General features: G+C 61.5%; 17 protein-coding genes and 2 pseudogenes. 3 read left to right on the forward strand and 16 right to left on the reverse strand.

Features of this window, described 5'->3' with window-relative positions:
• The 10 genes and pseudogenes from PH551_RS14385 to PH551_RS14425 form a co-directional block, all read right to left on the reverse strand.
• On the reverse strand, positions 1-967 hold a 967-nt coding region (locus PH551_RS14385), incomplete at its 3' end, for a dihydrolipoyl dehydrogenase (RefSeq protein WP_285193496.1).
• 16 nt (positions 968-983) lie between these two features.
• Positions 984-1,231 (reverse strand): annotated as a pseudogene (locus PH551_RS32915) (GNAT family N-acetyltransferase); the annotation flags it as partial.
• A gap of 2 nt (positions 1,232-1,233) precedes the next feature.
• Positions 1,234-1,875 carry an SGNH/GDSL hydrolase family protein gene (locus PH551_RS14390; protein WP_285193497.1) on the reverse strand — a complete coding sequence of 214 codons (642 nt, stop codon included), beginning with the start codon at positions 1,873-1,875 and terminating at the stop codon, positions 1,234-1,236.
• Positions 1,876-1,894: 19 nt separating this feature from the next.
• Complete coding sequence (locus tag PH551_RS14395) at positions 1,895-3,250, reverse strand: pyruvate dehydrogenase complex dihydrolipoamide acetyltransferase (protein ID WP_285193498.1); 1,356 nt, start codon at positions 3,248-3,250, stop codon at positions 1,895-1,897.
• Between the two features lie 15 nt (positions 3,251-3,265).
• Positions 3,266-4,645 carry a pyruvate dehydrogenase complex E1 component subunit beta gene (locus PH551_RS14400; protein WP_285193499.1) on the reverse strand — a complete coding sequence of 460 codons (1,380 nt, stop codon included), beginning with the start codon at positions 4,643-4,645 and terminating at the stop codon, positions 3,266-3,268.
• Positions 4,646-4,660: 15 nt separating this feature from the next.
• Positions 4,661-5,707 carry a pyruvate dehydrogenase (acetyl-transferring) E1 component subunit alpha gene (gene pdhA, locus PH551_RS14405; RefSeq protein WP_285193500.1) on the reverse strand — a complete coding sequence of 349 codons (1,047 nt, stop codon included), beginning with the start codon at positions 5,705-5,707 and terminating at the stop codon, positions 4,661-4,663.
• 145 nt (positions 5,708-5,852) lie between these two features.
• Positions 5,853-6,173, reverse strand: coding sequence for an FtsB family cell division protein (locus PH551_RS14410; protein WP_085778060.1), 321 nt, complete (start codon positions 6,171-6,173; stop codon positions 5,853-5,855).
• A gap of 135 nt (positions 6,174-6,308) precedes the next feature.
• On the reverse strand, positions 6,309-7,583 hold the full coding sequence (eno, locus tag PH551_RS14415; RefSeq protein ID WP_097598589.1) for a phosphopyruvate hydratase: 1,275 nt from the start codon (positions 7,581-7,583) through the stop codon (positions 6,309-6,311).
• 141 nt (positions 7,584-7,724) lie between these two features.
• Positions 7,725-8,570, reverse strand: a complete 846-nt coding sequence (gene kdsA / locus PH551_RS14420) for a 3-deoxy-8-phosphooctulonate synthase (protein WP_285193501.1) — start codon at positions 8,568-8,570, stop codon at positions 7,725-7,727.
• Complete coding sequence (locus PH551_RS14425) at positions 8,567-9,463, reverse strand: VOC family protein (protein ID WP_285193502.1); 897 nt, start codon at positions 9,461-9,463, stop codon at positions 8,567-8,569. Before PH551_RS14425 ends, kdsA begins: the two co-directional genes overlap by 4 nt.
• Positions 9,464-9,661: 198 nt before the next feature.
• Here PH551_RS14425 and lexA point away from each other — a divergent pair, with 198 nt between their 5' ends.
• Complete coding sequence (gene lexA / locus PH551_RS14430; RefSeq protein WP_285193503.1) at positions 9,662-10,378, forward strand: transcriptional repressor LexA; 717 nt, start codon at positions 9,662-9,664, stop codon at positions 10,376-10,378.
• Here lexA and PH551_RS14435 read toward each other — a convergent pair.
• Positions 10,359-12,622 (reverse strand): annotated as a pseudogene (locus PH551_RS14435) (ComEC/Rec2 family competence protein). The gene lexA and the pseudogene PH551_RS14435 sit on opposite strands and share 20 nt — an antisense overlap.
• Here PH551_RS14435 and PH551_RS14440 point away from each other — a divergent pair.
• Together PH551_RS14440 and gltA are read left to right on the forward strand one after the other, a co-directional pair.
• Positions 12,599-12,889: a hypothetical protein gene (locus tag PH551_RS14440; protein ID WP_285193504.1), complete on the forward strand. Its 291-nt coding sequence runs from the start codon at positions 12,599-12,601 to the stop codon at positions 12,887-12,889. The pseudogene PH551_RS14435 and the gene PH551_RS14440 sit on opposite strands and share 24 nt — an antisense overlap.
• A 195-nt stretch (positions 12,890-13,084) precedes the next feature.
• Positions 13,085-14,374 carry a citrate synthase gene (gene gltA, locus PH551_RS14445; RefSeq protein ID WP_004678636.1) on the forward strand — a complete coding sequence of 430 codons (1,290 nt, stop codon included), beginning with the start codon at positions 13,085-13,087 and terminating at the stop codon, positions 14,372-14,374.
• 28 nt (positions 14,375-14,402) lie between these two features.
• Here gltA and lpxB read toward each other — a convergent pair whose 3' ends face one another.
• From lpxB to lpxD, 5 genes are read right to left on the reverse strand one after another with little or no spacing between them, the layout of a single operon-like run.
• Positions 14,403-15,572 (reverse strand): lipid-A-disaccharide synthase, encoded by a 1,170-nt coding sequence (gene lpxB, locus PH551_RS14450; RefSeq protein WP_285193505.1) that lies wholly within the window; start codon positions 15,570-15,572, stop codon positions 14,403-14,405.
• On the reverse strand, positions 15,569-16,450 hold the full coding sequence (locus tag PH551_RS14455) for an LpxI family protein (protein ID WP_285193506.1): 882 nt from the start codon (positions 16,448-16,450) through the stop codon (positions 15,569-15,571). Before PH551_RS14455 ends, lpxB begins: the two co-directional genes overlap by 4 nt.
• Before the next feature lie 3 nt (positions 16,451-16,453).
• Positions 16,454-17,272 (reverse strand): acyl-ACP--UDP-N-acetylglucosamine O-acyltransferase, encoded by an 819-nt coding sequence (gene lpxA / locus PH551_RS14460; RefSeq protein ID WP_285193508.1) that lies wholly within the window; start codon positions 17,270-17,272, stop codon positions 16,454-16,456.
• A complete protein-coding gene (fabZ, locus tag PH551_RS14465) occupies positions 17,269-17,736 on the reverse strand; it encodes a 3-hydroxyacyl-ACP dehydratase FabZ (RefSeq protein WP_011425200.1) in 468 nt (155 codons plus the stop codon). Before fabZ ends, lpxA begins: the two co-directional genes overlap by 4 nt.
• Positions 17,729-18,793, reverse strand: coding sequence for a UDP-3-O-(3-hydroxymyristoyl)glucosamine N-acyltransferase (gene lpxD, locus PH551_RS14470; RefSeq protein WP_285193509.1), 1,065 nt, complete (start codon positions 18,791-18,793; stop codon positions 17,729-17,731). The genes fabZ and lpxD overlap by 8 nt, the downstream gene beginning before the upstream one ends.
• Positions 18,794-18,799: the final 6 nt, after the last annotated feature.

Genomic DNA, 18,799 nt, shown 5'->3' on the forward strand with positions numbered 1-18,799 from the left:
CATAGATGCCCGCGACATTGGTCTTGCCGTAACCGTCGGCGACGACGCAGCCGCGGTCGGTCTTGATGCCGAGCGCCTCCAGGCCGAGGTTTTCGATATTGCCCTGAACGCCGACAGCCGAAATCATCCGGTCGGCGGTGATCTGCTGGACCTTGCCGTCTGCAGTCTCGACATGGGCGGTGATGCTGTTTGCCGCCTTCTCGACCTTGGTCACCTTGGCGCTGGTGAAGATCTTGAGGCCGCGCTTTTCCAGCTGCTTGCGGGCGATGGCGGTGATTTCGGCATCCTCGACCGGCATGATGGTCGGCATCACTTCCACCACCGTGACGTCGACGCCCATCGAGCGATAGAAGCTTGCGAATTCGATGCCAATCGCACCCGAGCCCATGACGATCAGCGACTTCGGCAGCGCATCCGGCTTCAGCGCCTCGAAATAGGTCCAGACCAGCTTGCCGTCGGGCTCGATGCCGGGCAGCGCGCGCGGACGGGCGCCGGTCGCGATGATGATGTGCTTGGCGGTATAGGTGCCTTCGCCCTTGACGTTTTTCGGCAGCGGGTGCTGCGGCTCAACCACCGGTTTCGACGACTTGCCGACGACGATCTCGCCGGGCTTTGTCAGCTTGCCTTCGCCCCAGATGATGTCGATCTTGTTCTTCTTCATCAGGAAACCGACGCCGGCGTTGAGACGGGCGGAAACAGCGCGCGAGCGGCCGACGACGGCCTTGGCATCCGGCTTCACCGTGCCTTCAAGAACGAGGCCGAAATCCTTGAAGTGATTGGCATGATCGAGCACCTCGGCCGAACGCAACAGCGCCTTCGTCGGTATGCAGCCCCAGTTCAGGCAGATGCCGCCCATATGTTCGCGCTCGACGATCGCCGTCTTAAGCCCGAGCTGGGCCGCGCGAATGGCGGCGACATAGCCGCCGGGACCGGAGCCGATGATGATGACGTCGTAGGATTCAGCCATGTGTTTCCTGCCTTTGCTATGCTGCGCTGCGGGTCATGAGCACCCACGCGTGCCTATTGCTGTTTCCGAAGAGCGGCACGGCATCAGCGCGGGCAGCCCTCCGAGAATCCGTTTCTTACTTAAGCGACAAAGCCGCCTCATTATCGCTTGCTGCGACCAGCCTGACTGGCGGCGACCAGCCCTTTCGGATGTCCGGCAGCCTGCGTCCGAGGCCGATGCCGCGCATATGGCGGTAAACGCGCCGAGACTGCCGGTGAACCAGTTTTTCAGATCCCCAGCATCATCCGCACGATCGATTCCAGCCCGCGCCCGAGCGCCCGCGTGTTTTCCGCATCGAGGTGAATGCCGTCGATCGGCGTGGTCTTGGCGACAGAATTGCCATCGAAAAAGCCACAACCAAGCTCGTCGGCAAGGTCGCGATAGAGCGTTGCGAGCTTCGCCGATTCCTCGATGCCGCCGGGAAAGGATGCGGCGAAGGGCACATTGCCGGTCGCGCAGATCGCCGGCGGCGCTACGATCAAGATCTCCGGCCCGTCGAATTCAAAGGGCCAGGCGTGATTGCGGATCAGTCGCACAAGCCGGCTGATGCCCTGGCAGGCGGCAAAGGCGGAGCCAGCCACAACAGGCTTCATGTCGTTGGTGCCGAGCAGCAGGATGACGAGGTCGAGCGGCGCATGCGTCTGCAGGATCGTCGGCAGGACGCGCGCACCATTGCGATCGCAATCGGCAAGATGGTCGTCGAAAGCGGTCGTGCGACCGTTCAGGCCCTCAGCAATGACGCGCGCCTCGCTGCCGAGCGCTGCCTGAAGCACGCTCGGCCAACGGTTCTTGTACTCATGACGGCCGATACTCTCAGGGTCATGACCCCAGGTCAGCGAGTCACCATAGCAAAGAACGGTCTTGGTCATTTCCGCCTCCGGTTCGCTATCAGACAAGCAAGCCCATTGGGTTTTCGATATAGCCCTTGAAGGCCTGGAGCAGCTCGGCGCCGAGCGCGCCGTCGACGCAGCGATGGTCGGTCGACAGCGTCACCGACATCACGGTGGCGATCGCCATTTCGCCGTTCTTGACGATCACCCGCTGCTCGCCGGCGCCGACCGCGAGGATCGTCGCATGCGGCGGGTTGACGACGGCGGCGAAGTTCTTCACGCCCATCATGCCCATGTTCGACACCGAACTGGTGCCGCCCTGATATTCCTCGGGCTTCAGCTTGCGGTCCTTGGCCCGCTTGCCGAGATCGCGCATCTCGTTGGAGATGACAGACAGTGTCTTCTGCTCGGCCTTGCGAATGATCGGCGTGATCAGGCCGCCCGGGATCGACACGGCGACGCCGACGTCGGCGTGCTTGTGCTTGATCATGTTATTGTCGGTCCACGACACATTGGCGTCCGGAACGTCGCGCAGCGCCAGCGCCATGGCCTTGATGACCATGTCGTTGACCGAGAGCTTGTAGGCCGGAGCGTTGTCCTTGCGCGGCGCCGCATCATTCAGCTGGGCGCGCAGCGCCATCAGGGCGTCGAGCTCGCAATCGACGCTGACGTAGAAATGCGGGATCGTCTGCTTGGATTCGACCAGCCGCCGGGCGATCGTCTTGCGCATGCCGTCATGCGGCACGAGCTCGTAGGAGCCCGGCTCGAAGAGCTTGAGCACGGCTTCCTCGGAGGCACCCTTCGGCGCGGCGGCCGGAGCCGGCGCGGCTGCAGCCTGAGGAGCAGCAGCGGCGGGAGCGGCAGCAGCCTTGGCGCCACCACCGGCAACGGCAGCTTCGATATCGCTCTTGATCACGCGGCCATGCGGACCGGAACCGGCGACGGCCGACAAGTCGATACCAGCTTCCTTGGCCAGCCGGCGGGCGAGCGGCGAAGAGAAGGTGCGGTTGCCACCTGATGAAACGGCTGCGGGTGCAGCGGCAGGCGCCGGTGCCGTGGCCGGAGCTGCCTCAGCCTTCGCCGGCGCAGCGTCGGCCTTCGGCGCAGGTGCGGCGTCAGCCTTGGCCGGGGCGGCGGAACCTGCACCACTTGCGGCAGCGGCAACATCTTCGCCATCGGCGGCGAGAACGGCGATCAGCGCATTGACCTTGACGCCTTCGGTGCCGGCCGGGACGACCAGCTTGGCAACCGTGCCTTCATCCACGGCTTCGACTTCCATCGTCGCCTTGTCAGTCTCGATCTCGGCGATCACATCGCCAGACTTGACCGTGTCGCCTTCCTTGACCAGCCACTTGGAAAGATTGCCTTCTTCCATGGTCGGAGAGAGGGCGGGCATCGTGATATTGATCGGCATCGAAATACCCTCCCCTTATTTGTAGCAAACAGCCTTCACCGCATCGACCACTTCGCCGACGTTCGGAAGCGCCAGCTTTTCGAGATTGGCGGCGTAAGGCATCGGAACGTCCTTGCCTGCGATCGTCAGGATCGGCGCATCGAGATAGTCGAAGGCCTGCTGCATGACGCGGGTGGCGATTTCGGTGCCGACGGAGGATTGCGGATAACCTTCCTCGACGGTGACGAGGCGGCCGGTTTTCTTCACAGATTCGATAACCGTCGGCAGATCCATCGGGCGGATGGTGCGAAGGTCGATCAGCTCAACGTCGATGCCGAGCTGTTCGAGTTCGGCGGCCGCCTTCGTCGCATAGGTCATACCGATGCCGAAGGAGACGACGGTGACGTCCTTGCCCTGGCGATGGATCCGCGCCTTGCCGATCGGCAGGACGAAATTATCGAGCTTCGGCACTTCGAAGTGCTGGCCGTAGAGAATTTCGTTTTCGAGGAAGATGATCGGGTTCGGATCGCGAATCGCCGCCTTCAGCAGACCCTTGGCGTCGGATGCCGTGTAAGGCATGATCACCTTGAGGCCGGGGATGGCGCTGTACCAGGCGGCATAGTCCTGGCTGTGCTGGGCGCCGACGCGGGCGGCGGCACCGTTCGGGCCGCGGAAGACGATCGGAGCGCCCATCTGGCCGCCGGACATATACAGCGTCTTAGCGGCCGAGTTGATGATATGGTCGATCGCCTGCATGGCGAAATTGAAGGTCATGAATTCAACGATGGGGCGGAGACCGGCCATGGCGGCACCGACGCCGACGCCGGCAAAGCCGTGCTCGGTGATCGGCGTATCGATGACGCGGCGGGGGCCGAATTCCTGCAGCAGGCCCTGCGTGACCTTGTAGGCGCCCTGATATTCGGCGACTTCCTCACCCATGACGAAGACGTCGTCGCTGGCGCGCATTTCTTCGGCCATGGCGTCGCGCAGTGCTTCGCGCACGGTCATCGAAACCATTTCGGTGCCGGCCGGGATTTCGGGGTCGTTCGGAACGACGGCCTTCGGCTCGGCCGGAAGCGGCGCGGAAGCAGAACCGGTGTTGGTCGGCTTCTCTTCCTGAGCCACCTGCGGAGCGGCGGCCGGCTTGGCGGCTGAAATGTCCGAAGCGGATTCGCCATCTTGCAGCAGCACGGCGATCTTGGTGTTGACCTTGACGCCTTCGGTGCCGGCGTCGACCAGCAGCTTGCCGATGACGCCTTCGTCGACCGCTTCGACTTCCATCGTCGCCTTGTCGGTTTCGATTTCGGCGATGACGTCGCCAGAAGTGACCTTGTCACCTTCCTGCTTCAGCCATTTGGACAGCGTGCCTTCTTCCATCGTCGGAGAGAGGGCGGGCATGAGGATATCGATAGGCATGGGTTCCCTCCCCGATTAGAGCAGAATGTCGGTGTAGAGCTCGGATGCATCCGGCTCCGGATCGGCCTGTGCGAAGTCGGCGCTGTCGGCGACGATGTCGCGAACATCCTTGTCGACCGCCTTCAGGTCGTCTTCGGAAGCCCAGCCCTTTTCGATGAGGCGTGCCTTTACCTGCTCGATCGGATCCTGTTCGGAGCGCATCTTCTGCACTTCTTCCTTTGTGCGATATTTCGCCGGATCGGACATGGAGTGGCCGCGATAACGATAGGTCAGCATTTCGAGAATGATCGGGCCCTTGCCGGAGCGGCAATGTTCGAGCGCCTCGTCGGCCGCCGCCTTGACGGCGCGAACGTCCATGCCGTCGACCTGAATGCCGGGAATGCCGAAGCCGGAGCCGCGTAGCGAGTAATTCGACTGAGCGGTGGCACGGGCGGTCGAGGTGCCCATGGCGTAGCGGTTATTTTCGACGATATAGACGATCGGCAGCTTCCAGAGAGCCGCCATGTTGAAGCTCTCGTAGACCTGGCCCTGGTTGGCAGCGCCGTCGCCGAAATAGGCGATGGCGACATTGCCGTTGCCGCGGTAGTGGTTTGCAAAGGCAAGGCCGGTTCCGAGCGAAACCTGGGCGCCGACGATGCCGTGACCGCCGTAGAAATGCTTCTCTTTCGAGAACATGTGCATCGAGCCGCCCTTCCCGTGGGAATAGCCGCTACGGCGCCCGGTCAGTTCCGCCATGACCCCGCGCGCCTCCATGCCGGTTGCCAGCATGTGGCCGTGGTCGCGATAGGCGGTGATGACCTGATCGCCTTCCTTCTGCGCCATCTGCATGCCGACGACGACAGCTTCCTGACCGATATAGAGATGGCAAAAGCCGCCGATGAAGCCCATGCCGTAAAGCTGACCGGCCTTCTCCTCGAAGCGGCGGATCAGTAGCATCTCGCGATAGGCCTTGAGTTCCTCATCCCGATCGAAGTCGGCCACCGGGCCTCCATTCGATGCTTTGGCTGCTGGTTTTGCTGCAGTTTTGCGGCTGGAAACGGTCGCGGTCTTTCGCGGCGCCATTCAACCCTCCCTATGGGTTTGTCGTTTCTCGGTGGCGCGTACCATAGGGAAGAAATATGACCACAGCAATGCCATAATTGCATGGCTCGTATTCGACGCTAAGTTATTGGAAATAAATCAGAAATTCCAATTAACCTGATTTCGGTTAATTGGAATAATGTTTGAATATGACGATCTCGTCCGCACGCGACATATTCAGCTGATATCGCGCCTTTTCGTCCAACATGTCCTTGTCGAGCGAGCCGTCACTCAGCAGCGCCACCTGGCTTTCCAGATGTTCGCGCTTCGCCTTCAGGACGGCAAGCTCTCTTTCGCGCGCGACGCGCTGACGCTCGAACGTCTCCGTCGCCCGCAGGCCATAATCGCCATGGATGCAATGATAACCGAAATAGGAAAGGAAGGCGACCGTCATAGCCGGGATGACGAAGCGGCCGAGCTTTCTCTTCTTATGATGCTTTGTCCACATACACGCATGCTCTTGAACGCATTACCAATTCGTTCAGCATAACGCGCAGAGATTAACCGTTCATTGACCGTAACCGCCGGCAAGAAAAAACCCGCGCCGGTGAGGCGCGGGTCGAGCATTGCAAATCAGATCGGATCAGCCTTTGATGATCGAGCGGCCGGCATATTGGGCCTGGGGGCCCAGGCCCTCCTCGATGCGGATCAGCTGATTGTACTTGGCGAGACGGTCAGAACGCGACAGTGAGCCGGTCTTGATCTGGCCGCAGTTGGTGGCGACGGCGAGATCGGCAATGGTCGAATCTTCCGTTTCTCCGGAGCGGTGCGACATGACGGCTGTATAGGCTGCCTTATGCGCCGTGTTAACGGCATCAAGCGTTTCCGTCAGCGAGCCGATCTGGTTGACCTTGACGAGGATCGAGTTGGCGACGCCCATGCGGATGCCGTCGCGAAGGCGGGCCGAGTTGGTGACGAAGAGATCGTCGCCGACGAGCTGAGTCTTCTTGCCGATCAGATCGGTCAGCGCCTTCCAGCCCTCCCAGTCGTCTTCGGCCATGCCGTCTTCGATCGAGATGATCGGGTATTTGCCGGCGAGCTCGGCCAGATATTCGGCCATGGCGCCCGACTCGAGCGTGCGGCCTTCGCCCTCCAGAACATACTTGCCGTCCTTGAAGAATTCCGTCGAGGCGCAGTCGAGGCCGAGGCACATGTCGTCGCCCGGCTTGTAGCCTGCTTTCTCGATCGACTTCATGATGAAGTCGAGGGCTTCGGGCGCACTCTTCAGGCCGGGAGCGAAGCCGCCTTCGTCACCGACATTGGTGTTGTGGCCCTGCGCGGCAAGCTCCTTGCGGAGCGTATGGAAGACTTCCGAACCCATGCGCACGGCGTCGGCGATCGAATCGGCGCCGACCGGCAGGATCATGAATTCCTGGAAGTCGATCGGGTTGTCGGCATGAGCGCCGCCGTTGATGATGTTCATCATCGGCACCGGCAGGAGGCTGGCGGAAGCGCCGCCGACGTAACGGTAAAGCGGCAGGCCGGATGCCTGGGCCGCAGCTTTGGCGACGGCGAGCGAGACGCCAAGGATGGCGTTGGCGCCGAGGCGCGACTTGTTCGGCGTGCCATCGAGCTCGATCATGATGTTGTCGATCTGGATCTGATTTTCGGCGTCGATGCCGCCGATCGCGTCGAAGATCTCGGTGTTGGCGGCCTCGACCGCCTTTTCGACGCCCTTGCCGAGATAGCGCTTGCCGCCGTCGCGCAGCTCGACCGCCTCATGTGCGCCCGTCGAGGCGCCCGAGGGAACGGCCGCGCGGCCCATGCTGCCGTCTTCGAGATAGACGTCGACTTCGACGGTGGGGTTGCCACGGCTATCGAGGATCTCGCGGGCGATGATATCGGTGATTGCAGTCATGGGTTCTTCCTGCTCGGTGGGTGATAAGTCGTTCGAAGCCTGTCATAATCGAAGGCGTGCAAATTACAATGGCGCAATTTCCCGCCTTCGAAGGTGTATGGCATCGTGGCCTAGACCACGATCATGTCAGCCTGTTGAACGTTAGGCCTTGGCGATCGCATCGAAGGCAAGCAACTTCTCGAGCAGTCGCGGCATGTCCTTGAGATAGACCATGTTCGGCCCGTCGGACGGTGCATTGTCGGGATCCTGATGGGTTTCGACGAAGACGCCGGCAATTCCCGTCGCCACTGCCGCGCGCGCCAGCGTTTCCACGAACTCGCGCTGGCCGCCGGAGGAATCGCCCTGCCCGCCCGGCTGCGCCACGGAATGGGTGGCGTCAAAAATGACGGGAGCCCCCATCGCCGCCATGATCGGCAGCGAACGCATGTCGGAAACCAGCGTATTGTAACCGAAGGAGGCACCGCGCTCGCACAAGAGCACATTCGGATTGCCGCTGGCGTTGAGCTTCTTCAGAACGTTCTTCATATCCCAAGGGGCGAGGAACTGGCCCTTCTTGACATTGACGGCGCGGCCGGTCCTAGCGGCGGCGATCAGAAGGTCGGTCTGACGGCAGAGGAAGGCCGGGATCTGCAGGACATCAACCACCTTGGCCACCTCGGCGCATTGCTCGGCCGTATGGACGTCGGTTATGACGGGAACGCCGAATTCCTTCTTGAGGTCGGCAAAGACCTCCATGCCCTTTTCCAGGCCGATGCCGCGTTCAGCCGAGAGCGAGGTACGGTTCGCCTTGTCGAAGGAGCTCTTGTAGACGAGGCCAATGCCGAGCTTGCCGCAAAGCTCCTTCAGCGTGCCGGCGACCATGAAGGCGTGATCCCGGCTCTCCATCTGGCATGGACCGGCGATCAGCGACAAGCGGCCAGTATTGGAAAAAGCGACCTGGCCTTCGCCTTCGCCGATCCTGACTTCGGAATTCGTGTCGGTGCTCATCGTGTTTCCTCGAAGGCGAAGAGCGCACCCTGCCCGGGCGTGGGCTTCACCAGAATGCGATTGTTCTTGCGTGTGAATGTGATCCCGTTAGCACCCAAATGCGCTTCTGTCACGGCAAGATCGATGACGTTGAAGAGGATTGCCCGCCCCCGCAGGCCGCGATCGGCTGATGAGACAGCGGTCTCGAAATAGGCCTCCAGCCCTTCCGGCGTCATCAAGCTGATCTTTGCATTCGATGCCGCGATATTCATGCCGAAACCGGTTTTCTCCACCGCCGCCTGCCCAATCGCGAGCCCGACGAAGGCGGCGAATGCCGCCGGGTCCGGTGCACAAAGTGCGATCTCGGCAATGCCGATCACGCCATTGGCGTGCGTCTCCAGCGCGGCGCGATCTGTAGGGAACGAAGTGATGCGCTGGCAAGTAAAGAGAAAGAAATCGGGGGCGCGCAAATCAGCTGCAAAGGCCAGCTTAAAGCTGCCGACGCTCTCCGAACCGTCCCGCATCCGCATCGGCCGGCTGAACTGCAACATCTCACCGGCGCTCGCGCCGTTGCTGACGAAGCGCTTATGATCGAGGTCGGCATCCTCGCTGAGGAAGGCCAGCGCAGAAAGTCCCTCCTCGCCGCAGCGGAAACGGAAGGCGCGATTGCGGGCGATGAAGACGTTGCCCTGGCGGGCCGCTGCTTCGCTCTCGTCGACACTCGCCACGCCAAGCGGCTCCAGATAGGTCTTGTCGGCGAAAAAGACGCAGGCATTCTCCGTTCCGAAGGGATGGCGCGCATCGGCGGCGACGGTGAAACCGAGCTTGCCGAGCCTCTCACGCGCCAGATCGATATTGACCACGGGCAGCACGACATGATCCAGCGGGTGCGACCTGGCGGAATGCGCGTTCATGAATATCCCTCCTGAAACCGGCAAGAGATGTGCGACAGCACCTCCCTCAATGCAAGACATGTGCGCCAATCCAGCAAATGAAAATAAAAATCTCCGCGAGTTGACGTGAACTTTTACGGAAATTTAGCTACTTGCGGAACACATATGGAACATATAGTGTCCGTTCTGGATTTGTTTCAATCACGGGGTCTGACGTCGATGCTCACGCGCAAACAACAGGAGCTTCTCCTTTTCATTCATGAGCGCATGAAGGAATCCGGCGTTCCTCCCTCTTTCGACGAAATGAAGGATGCCCTGGATCTCGCCTCGAAATCCGGCATTCACCGCCTGATCACGGCGCTTGAGGAACGCGGCTTCATTCGCCGCCTACCGAACCGCGCCCGGGCGATCGAGGTGATCAAGCTTCCGGAGGCCTATAACCCCAGTCTTCAGCGTCGCGGCTTTTCGCCGAGCGTCATCGAGGGCAGCCTCGGCAAGCCCCAGCCGGTCGCCGCCCCCGCTGCGCCAAAGCCGGTCGCCGACAATGGCAACTCCGTCTCCGTGCCGGTCATGGGACGTATCGCCGCCGGCGTTCCGATCTCGGCGATCCAGAACAACACCCACGATATCGTCGTTCCTGCAGATATGCTCGGCTCCGGTGAGCACTATGCGCTGGAGGTCAAAGGCGATTCGATGATCGACGCCGGCATCTTCGACGGCGACACCGTGATCATTCGCAACGGCAGTACCGCCAGTCCCGGCGATATCGTCGTTGCCCTCGTCGATGACGAGGAAGCAACGCTGAAGCGTTTTCGCCGCAAGGGCGCCTCGATCGCGCTCGAGGCCGCCAACCCGGCTTATGAGACCCGCATCTTCGGGCCCGACCGCGTCAAGGTGCAGGGCAAGCTCGTCGGCCTCATCCGTCGCTATCACTGACGCCGGATGGGCTGGAATCGGTAAAACGATCATTGCGCCAATCATAGGCGCGATGGCGCATCCATGGTCGCGACAAAGCATCGAAGGCGGTGGTGACCTCCAGGCCGGCATCGGCGAAGCGCAATTCGAGCGAACCGGTCCTGCGCAGCGTCTCGCCGGTGAAAAGCGTGCCGCCTGAACGGCAGCTGTTGAAACGCAGACGGACCGAGGTCACGACGATATCGGCCGTATCGCAGGCCGGGCCGAGATAGGCGGCATTGTCGATGACGGTGACGGTGACGATATTGCCATTGCCAAGTCTTGATGTGCACCAAGCCTTCTTGACGCAGGAAAAACGGTTTGCTTCACCGCCTGCGGCGGCTGCCCGCATCGCTGCACTCGCTTCGTTCTGCTGATCGCGGGAAAGCCTGACACGGCGGTCTTCTCCTTCCGGCGGAATGGCCGGACCATCCAGCATCTTCGGCGGATCATGTGTCGGCAGCACCAGCGCTCTCTGCCACTGGTCGAATATGAAATCCGGCGGGTTTTCACGGTTGGAAGCTATTGCCTCAGCCGCGACGACCGCAACCAGACTGCCATCCTCCGAAATCACCAGATCCGGCGGCCGGGGAACCGGCAGAAGCAGCACGATGAGCGTCGAGATGGCGATGATCGATGTGCCGACGTGGCGCAGCCGAGTGCGCAGCAGCGTCAGCAGCAGAAAGCCTGCCACCGCCACTGCGAAATACCAGCCGGGCAAGCGGCCGATGCCGATATCACCGCCCCAGCCGGACACCGTCTTGGCAACCGCAATCACCAGATCGAGGCCGAATCCGACGACCTTCCAGAGCGGAGCGTCCAAACCGAAAGGCATGAGCAACATCGCCAACAATCCGGCCGGCATGACGATGAAGGAGATAATCGGCATCGTCGCAAGGTTTGCCGGCAGGCCGTAAGCCTTCAGGCGATGAAAATGCTCAATCGAAAACAATGCGGTGGAAAAGCCGCCGATCAGCGAGGTCAGGAAGACGCCGCCGAAGAAACCGGCGACGGCAACCACCGGCCTGATGATCGGCAGTTTCAGAAAAGCGTTTTCGCGGACACGCCTGTCCTTCCACAACTGATAGCCCGATACCAAGGCCAATGTGGCGGCAAAGGACATTTGAAAGCTCGGTCCCAATACTTCCGAAGGTGAAATGGCGATGATGATGAGCGCGGAGAGAACGACATTGCGCAGGCTGATCGACGGCCGGTCGAAGAAGACGGCAATCAGCATGATGGCCATCATGATAAAGGCGCGCTCGGCCGAAACCCCGAAACCGGAGATCAGGTAATAGGCGGTGACGGCGATGAGCGCGCCGGCAGCGGCGATCTTCTTTGTCGGATAGGCTTGGGCGACGCCGGGAAAGAGGCTGAGCAGCATCCGAAAGCCGACGAAGAAGATGCCAGCCGACAGCGCCATGTTGAGGCCAGAGATCGCGACGATATGGGCAAGGCCGGACTGGCGCAGCGCCTCCGTCGTCGCGTGCGATATGGCGCGCCGTTCATCCGTCACCAGGGCAGCGGCAAAGGCGCCGGTATCACCGGGCAGGATCGATCTTATGCGGTCGCCGATGCTGCTGCGCAGTTGGTAGAGCCATTCGAGCAGGGCGTCCGCCGTCGACCTGACCGCCTGCGGGCCTGCCTCCAAGTCGAGTTTCTCCGGCGCACCATAGAAGAAACCGTTGGCGCCGATGCCGTCGAATAGGCACCGAAGGAGAAGTCGTTGAGCGCGGGAAGTGCGGGGCCCGCCGGCGGCGTCAGACGTGCCTTGCCGGTAATGATGTCGCCGATCTCGGAAGGCGCATCGGCGCCCCGGACGATCGCGGTGATGCGTCTCGGCGGCCGTTTCAGCTCCGGCGCCTCGGTGCCGGCGACGGCAAGAATGTAGCGCCAGCGCCCGCGCCCGTCGCCTTCCCGCCGTTCGACGCGGCCAGTCACCGTCGTCGTCACGGATGAATCGAGGATCACCGTCGAAGCCCGCCAGCTCTCGAACTGAGCTGAGAGCATGCCGCCGGCGAAAAGTGCCAGCGCCATGAAACTTGCGCGCAAGGCCGGTCGGCTGGGATCGGTGAGGAAAACCGCGGCCGCCGACACCAGCAGGCAGAGCAGCGATGCAACGAGGGGAACATCCGATGCCGCAAGAAACCAGAATGCCGAGCCGGCTCCGAGGAAGACCGGCGAGAACAGCAGCAGGCGGCCATGATCGGCCTCTTCGCCCAGCATGCGGGCCCCGGCACGCAGCGATTGCCCGGCGGTGGCGAGCAGCCGACGATGCAATGGGGTCTGCGACTGTGTCCTTACCGATTGAGTCACCACCGCAGGCGCAGGAAAATCTGGCGGATCGGCAAGGCCGACGCCCGCTTGCGGCCGCAATTCGGCTGTGGTCGTTTCCTGCATGCCCCGCCCAAGATCACCCGCCAGGCGCTAACAATGCAACCTTCAAGCAAATCCGGCAAGGATAATCGATTGAAATACGAGGGAAAATCGTAAGCGGCAAAAGGCCAGTCGAATCATCGGCTTCCGCTATGCGTGCGGCTCATCGCTGCGGTGCCTAAAAGGTGATGCCGCAATGCACAAAATGCCGTCACGGTAACTTGGCATTAGCGTCACGATCATATAGCTATCGGAAAGGACGCTTAACCCCTATGGCGCTTTTGTGGCGCCACCGACATTTCGGAGGACAGCATGACGGATCAAAGCGCTACAATAAAAATCGGTGACAAATCGGTTGACCTCGCCGTTAAAAGCGGCACGATCGGCCCGAGCGTCATCGACATCGGTGCCCTCTACAAGAACACCGCTTCCTTCACTTACGATCCGGGCTTCACCTCGACCGCATCCTGTGAATCGAAAATCACCTATATCGACGGTGACGAAGGTGTGCTGCTGCACCGCGGCTATCCGATCGAGCAGCTGGCCGAGCACGGCGACTTCCTCGAGGTCTGCTACCTCCTGCTCTACGGCGAACTGCCGACGGCCGCGCAGAAGAAGGACTTCGACTATCGCGTCACGCACCACACGATGGTGCATGAGCAGATGAGCCGCTTCTTCACCGGCTTCCGCCGCGATGCACATCCGATGGCCGTCATGTGCGGCTGCGTCGGCGCACTGTCGGCCTTCTATCACGACTCCACAGACATCACCGATCCGCACCAGCGCATGGTCGCCAGCCTGCGCATGATCGCCAAGATGCCAACGCTTGCCGCCATGGCATATAAATACCATATCGGTCAGCCCTTCGTTTACCCGAAGAACGACCTCGACTATGCGTCGAACTTCCTGCGCATGTGCTTTGCCGTCCCCTGCGAGGAATATGTGGTCAATCCGGTGCTTGCCCGCGCGATGGACCGCATCTTCATCCTGCATGCCGATCACGAACAGAACGCCTCGACCTCGACCGTCCGTCTCGCCGGTTCATCGGGCGCCAACCCGTTCGCCTGCATCGCCGCCGGCATCGCCTGCCTATGGGGCCCCGCGCACGGCGGCGCCAACGAAGCAGCGCTCAACATGCTGACGGAAATCGGCACGGTCGACCACATTCCGGAATATATCGCCCGCGCCAAGGACAAAAACGATCCGTTCCGCCTGATGGGCTTCGGTCACCGCGTCTACAAGAACTACGATCCGCGTGCCAAGATCATGCAGAAGACGACGCATGAAGTGCTCGGCGAACTCGGTATCAAGGACGATCCGTTGCTGGAAGTGGCGATGGAGCTGGAGCGCATCGCGCTCACCGACGAATATTTCATCGAGAAGAAGCTCTATCCAAACATCGACTTCTACTCCGGCATCACGCTGAAGGCGCTGGGCTTCCCCACCACCATGTTCACAGTGCTCTTCGCCCTTGCCCGCACCGTCGGTTGGATCGCGCAGTGGAACGAGATGATCGAGGATCCAGAACAGCGCATCGGCCGTCCGCGCCAGCTCTATGTCGGCGAACCCAAGCGCGACTACATCCCGGTTTCGAAGCGCTGATCGCTTCAGAGCTCAAAAAGAAACCCGGTCAGGAATGGCCGGGTTTTTTCTTTTCCAAAACGTCGAGAAGGATTTCGGCGGCCTGTTCACCTGGCGGCTTTTCCGTCTGCATGCGCTGCCAGATGAGCTCGTAGCCTTCCTTCATGGCCTTCAGCTGATAGGTATCGGCCGACAGCCTTTCCATCCAGCGTGCAAGGCTTGCGCCGCGGACGACATCGTTCAGATATTCCGGCACGACCGGGTAATCGGCGATCAGATTCGGCAGCGCGCCGGTCCAGGTCTTGATGCCCGATGTCAGCATGCGCATGATCCAGTCGACCTTATAGGCGGAGACGACGGGAACGTCGGCAAGTGCGAGTTCGAGTATGACGGTTCCAGACGCCGCCATGGCTGCATCGGCCTCGGCAAAGGCTTTCCATTTTGCTTGCGCGCCGACGACGATCTCCGGCTTTACCGCCCATCCCGCCGTCATTTCGCGGACGAGCGCTTGCCTGTGCATTACGGTCGGCAGAATGAAGCGTGTCTGCCCATTACGGGCGACGATTTCATTCGTGGCGACCTCGAAATAAGGCAGAAGCTTCTGGATCTCGGAGGAGCGCGAGCCGGGAAGAAGCAGGATCGGGCCCTTGCCTGGCTTCCTTCCCACGCGCAGGCGACGTGTCTCCAGCAGCGCTGGGTCGGCGACCAGACGATGCCCGACATATGTCGTCGCCGGCCCATTGAGGCGCTGCATGGCTGCCGGTTCAAAGGGCAGGACGGCAAGCACGTGATCGACATAGCCGAGCATGCGCGTGGCGCGATATTCCTTCCAGGCCCAGACGCTCGGACAGACATAATTGACAACAGGCAGATCGGGCAACGCGGTGCGCACGCGCTTGGCGACGCGATGGGTGAAATCGGGACTGTCGATAATGACAAGGATATCCGGCTTTGCAGCGACGATCTCAGCCGTGGTGCGACGGATCAGGGCAAACAGCCTTGGCAGCCGGCTCAGCACCTGGGTGATGCCCATGATCGACAGCTCGGAAAAATCGAACAGGGATTTCAAACCTTCCGCCTGCAGCCCCTCGCCGCCAACGCCGACAAGCTCCACCGGTCCGCTGTAAATCCGCTTGAGCCCCGCTATGAGATCGGCCCCGAGCAGATCGCCCGACACTTCTCCGGCAATGACCGCGATCTTCAGCGGCGTCCCGTTCATTCGACCCCCCATGCCGGCAGACCGCGATCGATGCCGCAGACGAACAATCGAGCCTCGTCGGCGGCGCTGATGACCGCGGCCCGATCAAGCACCAGTGAGCGACCGGCTTCGATTGCGATGCCGGCAAGGCCGGCTTTCGCAGCGTTCAGGATCGTCGCAACGCCGATCGCCGGCAGGTCGGCGCGAATATCCTGTTGCGGCTTGCAGAGCTTGACGAGCACGCCGCGGCGGCGCGGCGAGATCCGTCCGGCGGCCCTGAGGCCGGCGACACGGTCCAGCATCTCATCTGTGCCCTCAAGTCCTTCCAGCGCGACGACGCGCCCGCCGATGCTGACTGCACCCTGCCCGACATCCAGCCGGCCTAGCGTCTCGGCGGCATCGGCGGCCTGGCTGATATCGTGCCGATCTTCCTTGCCGGGCGCGGCGGCGCCAAGAGGGCCAACGGAGACGAGCAGGTCGGGGGCGATCTCGTGGGCGCCGACGACGCGCCGGCCGTTCCCCTCGATCAGCCGGATCACCATCTGCAGAACCGTGTCGTCGCCGCCGGAGAGCAGTGTGCGAATGGCGGCCGGGACCTTCATCAGAATGCGCAGCGTCGGACGGACCTCGCGCCATTCCGGCCGGCGGCGCACGCTCCCCGACATCACAACACGTCCGATGCCATAGCGGATGAAGAGACCCTCAAGGGCGGCGAAATCGCCGATGCCGACAACGGCGTGATCATAGCCTTCCCAGCGTGGCTCGCTCTCGTCCTTCAGCGCGATGATTACAGGATCTTCGCCTGCCGCGCGCGCGGCTTCGGCGACATAGGAAGGCAGAAGGCCACCGCCGGCAATGATCGCCAGCCGGCCCGCAGCGGTGTCGCCTGTTAAAGCCACGGACTAGCCCTTCTGCCCCCGCGTCGGGGAGGACAGGGCGCGGTCGCTCTCGGCTGCAATGAAGTCGAGGATCTGCACAACCTGCTCGCAATCGGCATATTCCTCGCGGATCGCGGCGGCGTTTTCGCGCACGGAGCCCGTTCCTTCGAAAATCGCCTTGTAGGCCCGGCGCACCCGGTGGATGACGGCGCGGTCGATGCCCGCCCGCGTCATGCCGACGACGTTGAGGCCGCCCAGCAGACCGGGATTACCGTTCAGCATGCCATAGGGAATGACATCGTAACTCACCGCCGACAGGCCGCCGACGAAGGCGTGGCGGCCGACGCGGGTGAACTGGTGAACCGCCGAGCCGCCGCCCAGGATAACGCGATCCTCGATAACGACATGGCCGGCGAGCATGACGTTGTTCGACATGATCACATGGTTGCCGACCCGGCAGTCATGCGCGACGTGGGAGTTGGCAAGGAAAAGGTTGTTGTCACCAACGATCGTCTCACCGCCGAAATCGGCCGTGCCGGTGTTCATCGTGACACCTTCGCGGATTGTGCAATTTGCACCGACCGTCAGCGTCGTTTCCTCGCCGCCGTGGTGCACGCTCTGCGGATCACCGCCGACGACGGCCATTGGGAAGATGCGTGTGCCCTTGCCGATAACGGTGCGGCCGGTGACGATCGCATGCGCCAAGAGCTCGACATTCGCACGCAGGACGACATGCGGCCCGACATGGCAGAAAGGACCGATTTTGACGCCCTCACCGATCGTAGCCCCGTCTTCGACGACAGCCATCGGATGAATACGGGCGCTTTCGGCGATATTGCTCATGCCTGATCCTTACGAACGATCATCGCGCCGATGTCAGCTTCGGCGACAAGTGCGCCGTCAACCTTGGCGTCGCAATGGAATTTCCAGATATTGCCGCGTTGCTTGTTCTTCTTGACATGGAATTCGACGCGGTCGCCGGGCACGACCGGCTTGCGGAAGCGCGCATTCTCGATGGTCATGAAGTAGACGAGGTTCCCGGTCTGACCTTCTTTCTTGGCGCAGATGGCACCCGCCGTCTGCGCCATGCCCTCGATCAGCAAAACCCCGGGCATAATCGGCGCTTCCGGAAAATGGCCGGTGAAATGTGGTTCGTTCACAGTGACGTTCTTAATGCCGATCGCCGTGTTGTCGCCGTCGATCTCGATGATCTTGTCGACCATCAGAAACGGATAGCGATGCGGCAGCAGCTTCATGATCTCGGTAATATCAGCCGAAGAAAGCGTCGTCGTGGCTTCCTCAGTCATTTTGCTTGCCTCCAGGGTTCCTCCCGCGCAACTTGGATTTCGATACCTGTTGCGCTGCCTCTCTCAGATAGTCCTTTAGCGGACGTGCAGGTACACCGCCATATTGTCCGCCCGCGGCAAGGTCGGTCATGATACCGCTTTTGGCAGCGATCTGCACGCCATCGCCGATCGTCACATGCCCTTTGATTCCCGCTTGGCCGCCGATCTGCACGCCATTGCCGATTTTCGTGCTGCCGGCGATGCCGACCTGCGAAACGATAGCGCAATGGCGGCCGATCTGGACGTTGTGGCCGATCTGGACCTGATTGTCGATCTTGGTTCCCTCGCCGATCACCGTGTCGTCCATGGCACCGCGGTCGATGGTCGTGTTGGCGCCGATCTCGACATTGTCCTGGATGATCACCCGGCCGATCTGAACGATCTTGATCATGCCGCGCGGACCCGGTGCATAACCAAAACCGTCCTGGCCGATCCGAACGCCGTTGTGGATGATGACGCCATTGCCGATCAGCGCACAGAGAATGCTCGCTCCAGCCGCAATCGAACAATCCCGCCCGATCTTGACATTCGGACCGATGACGCTGTTCGCGCCGATGCGCGTTCCCTCCCCGATCTCGGCATGCGGGCCGATAACGGCCAGCGGTTCGACGATCACGCCCTTTTCAAGTTTGGCGCTCGGATCAATCACCGCGCTCGGCGCAATCTCGCTTTCACCCGAAAGAGCGACAGGACGCAATGCTGCGGGATAGAACAAGCCACCCGCCATTGCGAAGGCAGCATGCGGATTGGACGAGAAGATAACCGGGAGATGCGGAGGAACGAGATCGGCAAGCGCCTTGTCGCAGATTACCGCCGAGGCCTCGCATGTCGCAAATTCCTCGCGGTTGCGGCGCGACAGGATATAGCAGACATCGCCCGCCCGCGCCCGGCTGATGGGGGCGACGGACTTGACGATGACATTGGCATGATCGGAATTGGCAAGTTCCGCCCCAAGATACTCTGCCAGCTCAGCGAGCCTCAGACCTTCATGGGGCAGAAAAAAAACGTTTTGCTCCATCGGCAA

Origin of the sequence: Rhizobium atlanticum (genome assembly GCF_030182485.1) — a bacterium.
GTDB lineage: Bacteria > Pseudomonadota > Alphaproteobacteria > Rhizobiales > Rhizobiaceae > Rhizobium.

Coding starts and splice junctions, on each gene's coding strand:
- lexA (WP_285193503.1), top strand. CDS start 9,662: ATGCTCACGCGCAAACAACAGGAGCTTCTCCTTTTCATTCATGAGCGC.
- PH551_RS14390 (WP_285193497.1), bottom strand. CDS start 1,875: ATGACCAAGACCGTTCTTTGCTATGGTGACTCGCTGACCTGGGGTCAT.
- lpxB (WP_285193505.1), bottom strand. CDS start 15,572: ATGAACGGGACGCCGCTGAAGATCGCGGTCATTGCCGGAGAAGTGTCG.
- lpxA (WP_285193508.1), bottom strand. CDS start 17,272: ATGAGCAATATCGCCGAAAGCGCCCGTATTCATCCGATGGCTGTCGTC.
- kdsA (WP_285193501.1), bottom strand. CDS start 8,570: ATGAGCACCGACACGAATTCCGAAGTCAGGATCGGCGAAGGCGAAGGC.
- PH551_RS14400 (WP_285193499.1), bottom strand. CDS start 4,645: ATGCCTATCGATATCCTCATGCCCGCCCTCTCTCCGACGATGGAAGAA.
- PH551_RS14410 (WP_085778060.1), bottom strand. CDS start 6,173: ATGTGGACAAAGCATCATAAGAAGAGAAAGCTCGGCCGCTTCGTCATC.
- fabZ (WP_011425200.1), bottom strand. CDS start 17,736: ATGACTGAGGAAGCCACGACGACGCTTTCTTCGGCTGATATTACCGAG.
- eno (WP_097598589.1), bottom strand. CDS start 7,583: ATGACTGCAATCACCGATATCATCGCCCGCGAGATCCTCGATAGCCGT.
- PH551_RS14425 (WP_285193502.1), bottom strand. CDS start 9,463: ATGAACGCGCATTCCGCCAGGTCGCACCCGCTGGATCATGTCGTGCTG.
- gltA (WP_004678636.1), top strand. CDS start 13,085: ATGACGGATCAAAGCGCTACAATAAAAATCGGTGACAAATCGGTTGAC.
- PH551_RS14440 (WP_285193504.1), top strand. CDS start 12,599: ATGATCGGCCTCTTCGCCCAGCATGCGGGCCCCGGCACGCAGCGATTG.
- PH551_RS14395 (WP_285193498.1), bottom strand. CDS start 3,250: ATGCCGATCAATATCACGATGCCCGCCCTCTCTCCGACCATGGAAGAA.
- pdhA (WP_285193500.1), bottom strand. CDS start 5,707: ATGGCGCCGCGAAAGACCGCGACCGTTTCCAGCCGCAAAACTGCAGCA.
- lpxD (WP_285193509.1), bottom strand. CDS start 18,793: ATGGAGCAAAACGTTTTTTTTCTGCCCCATGAAGGTCTGAGGCTCGCT.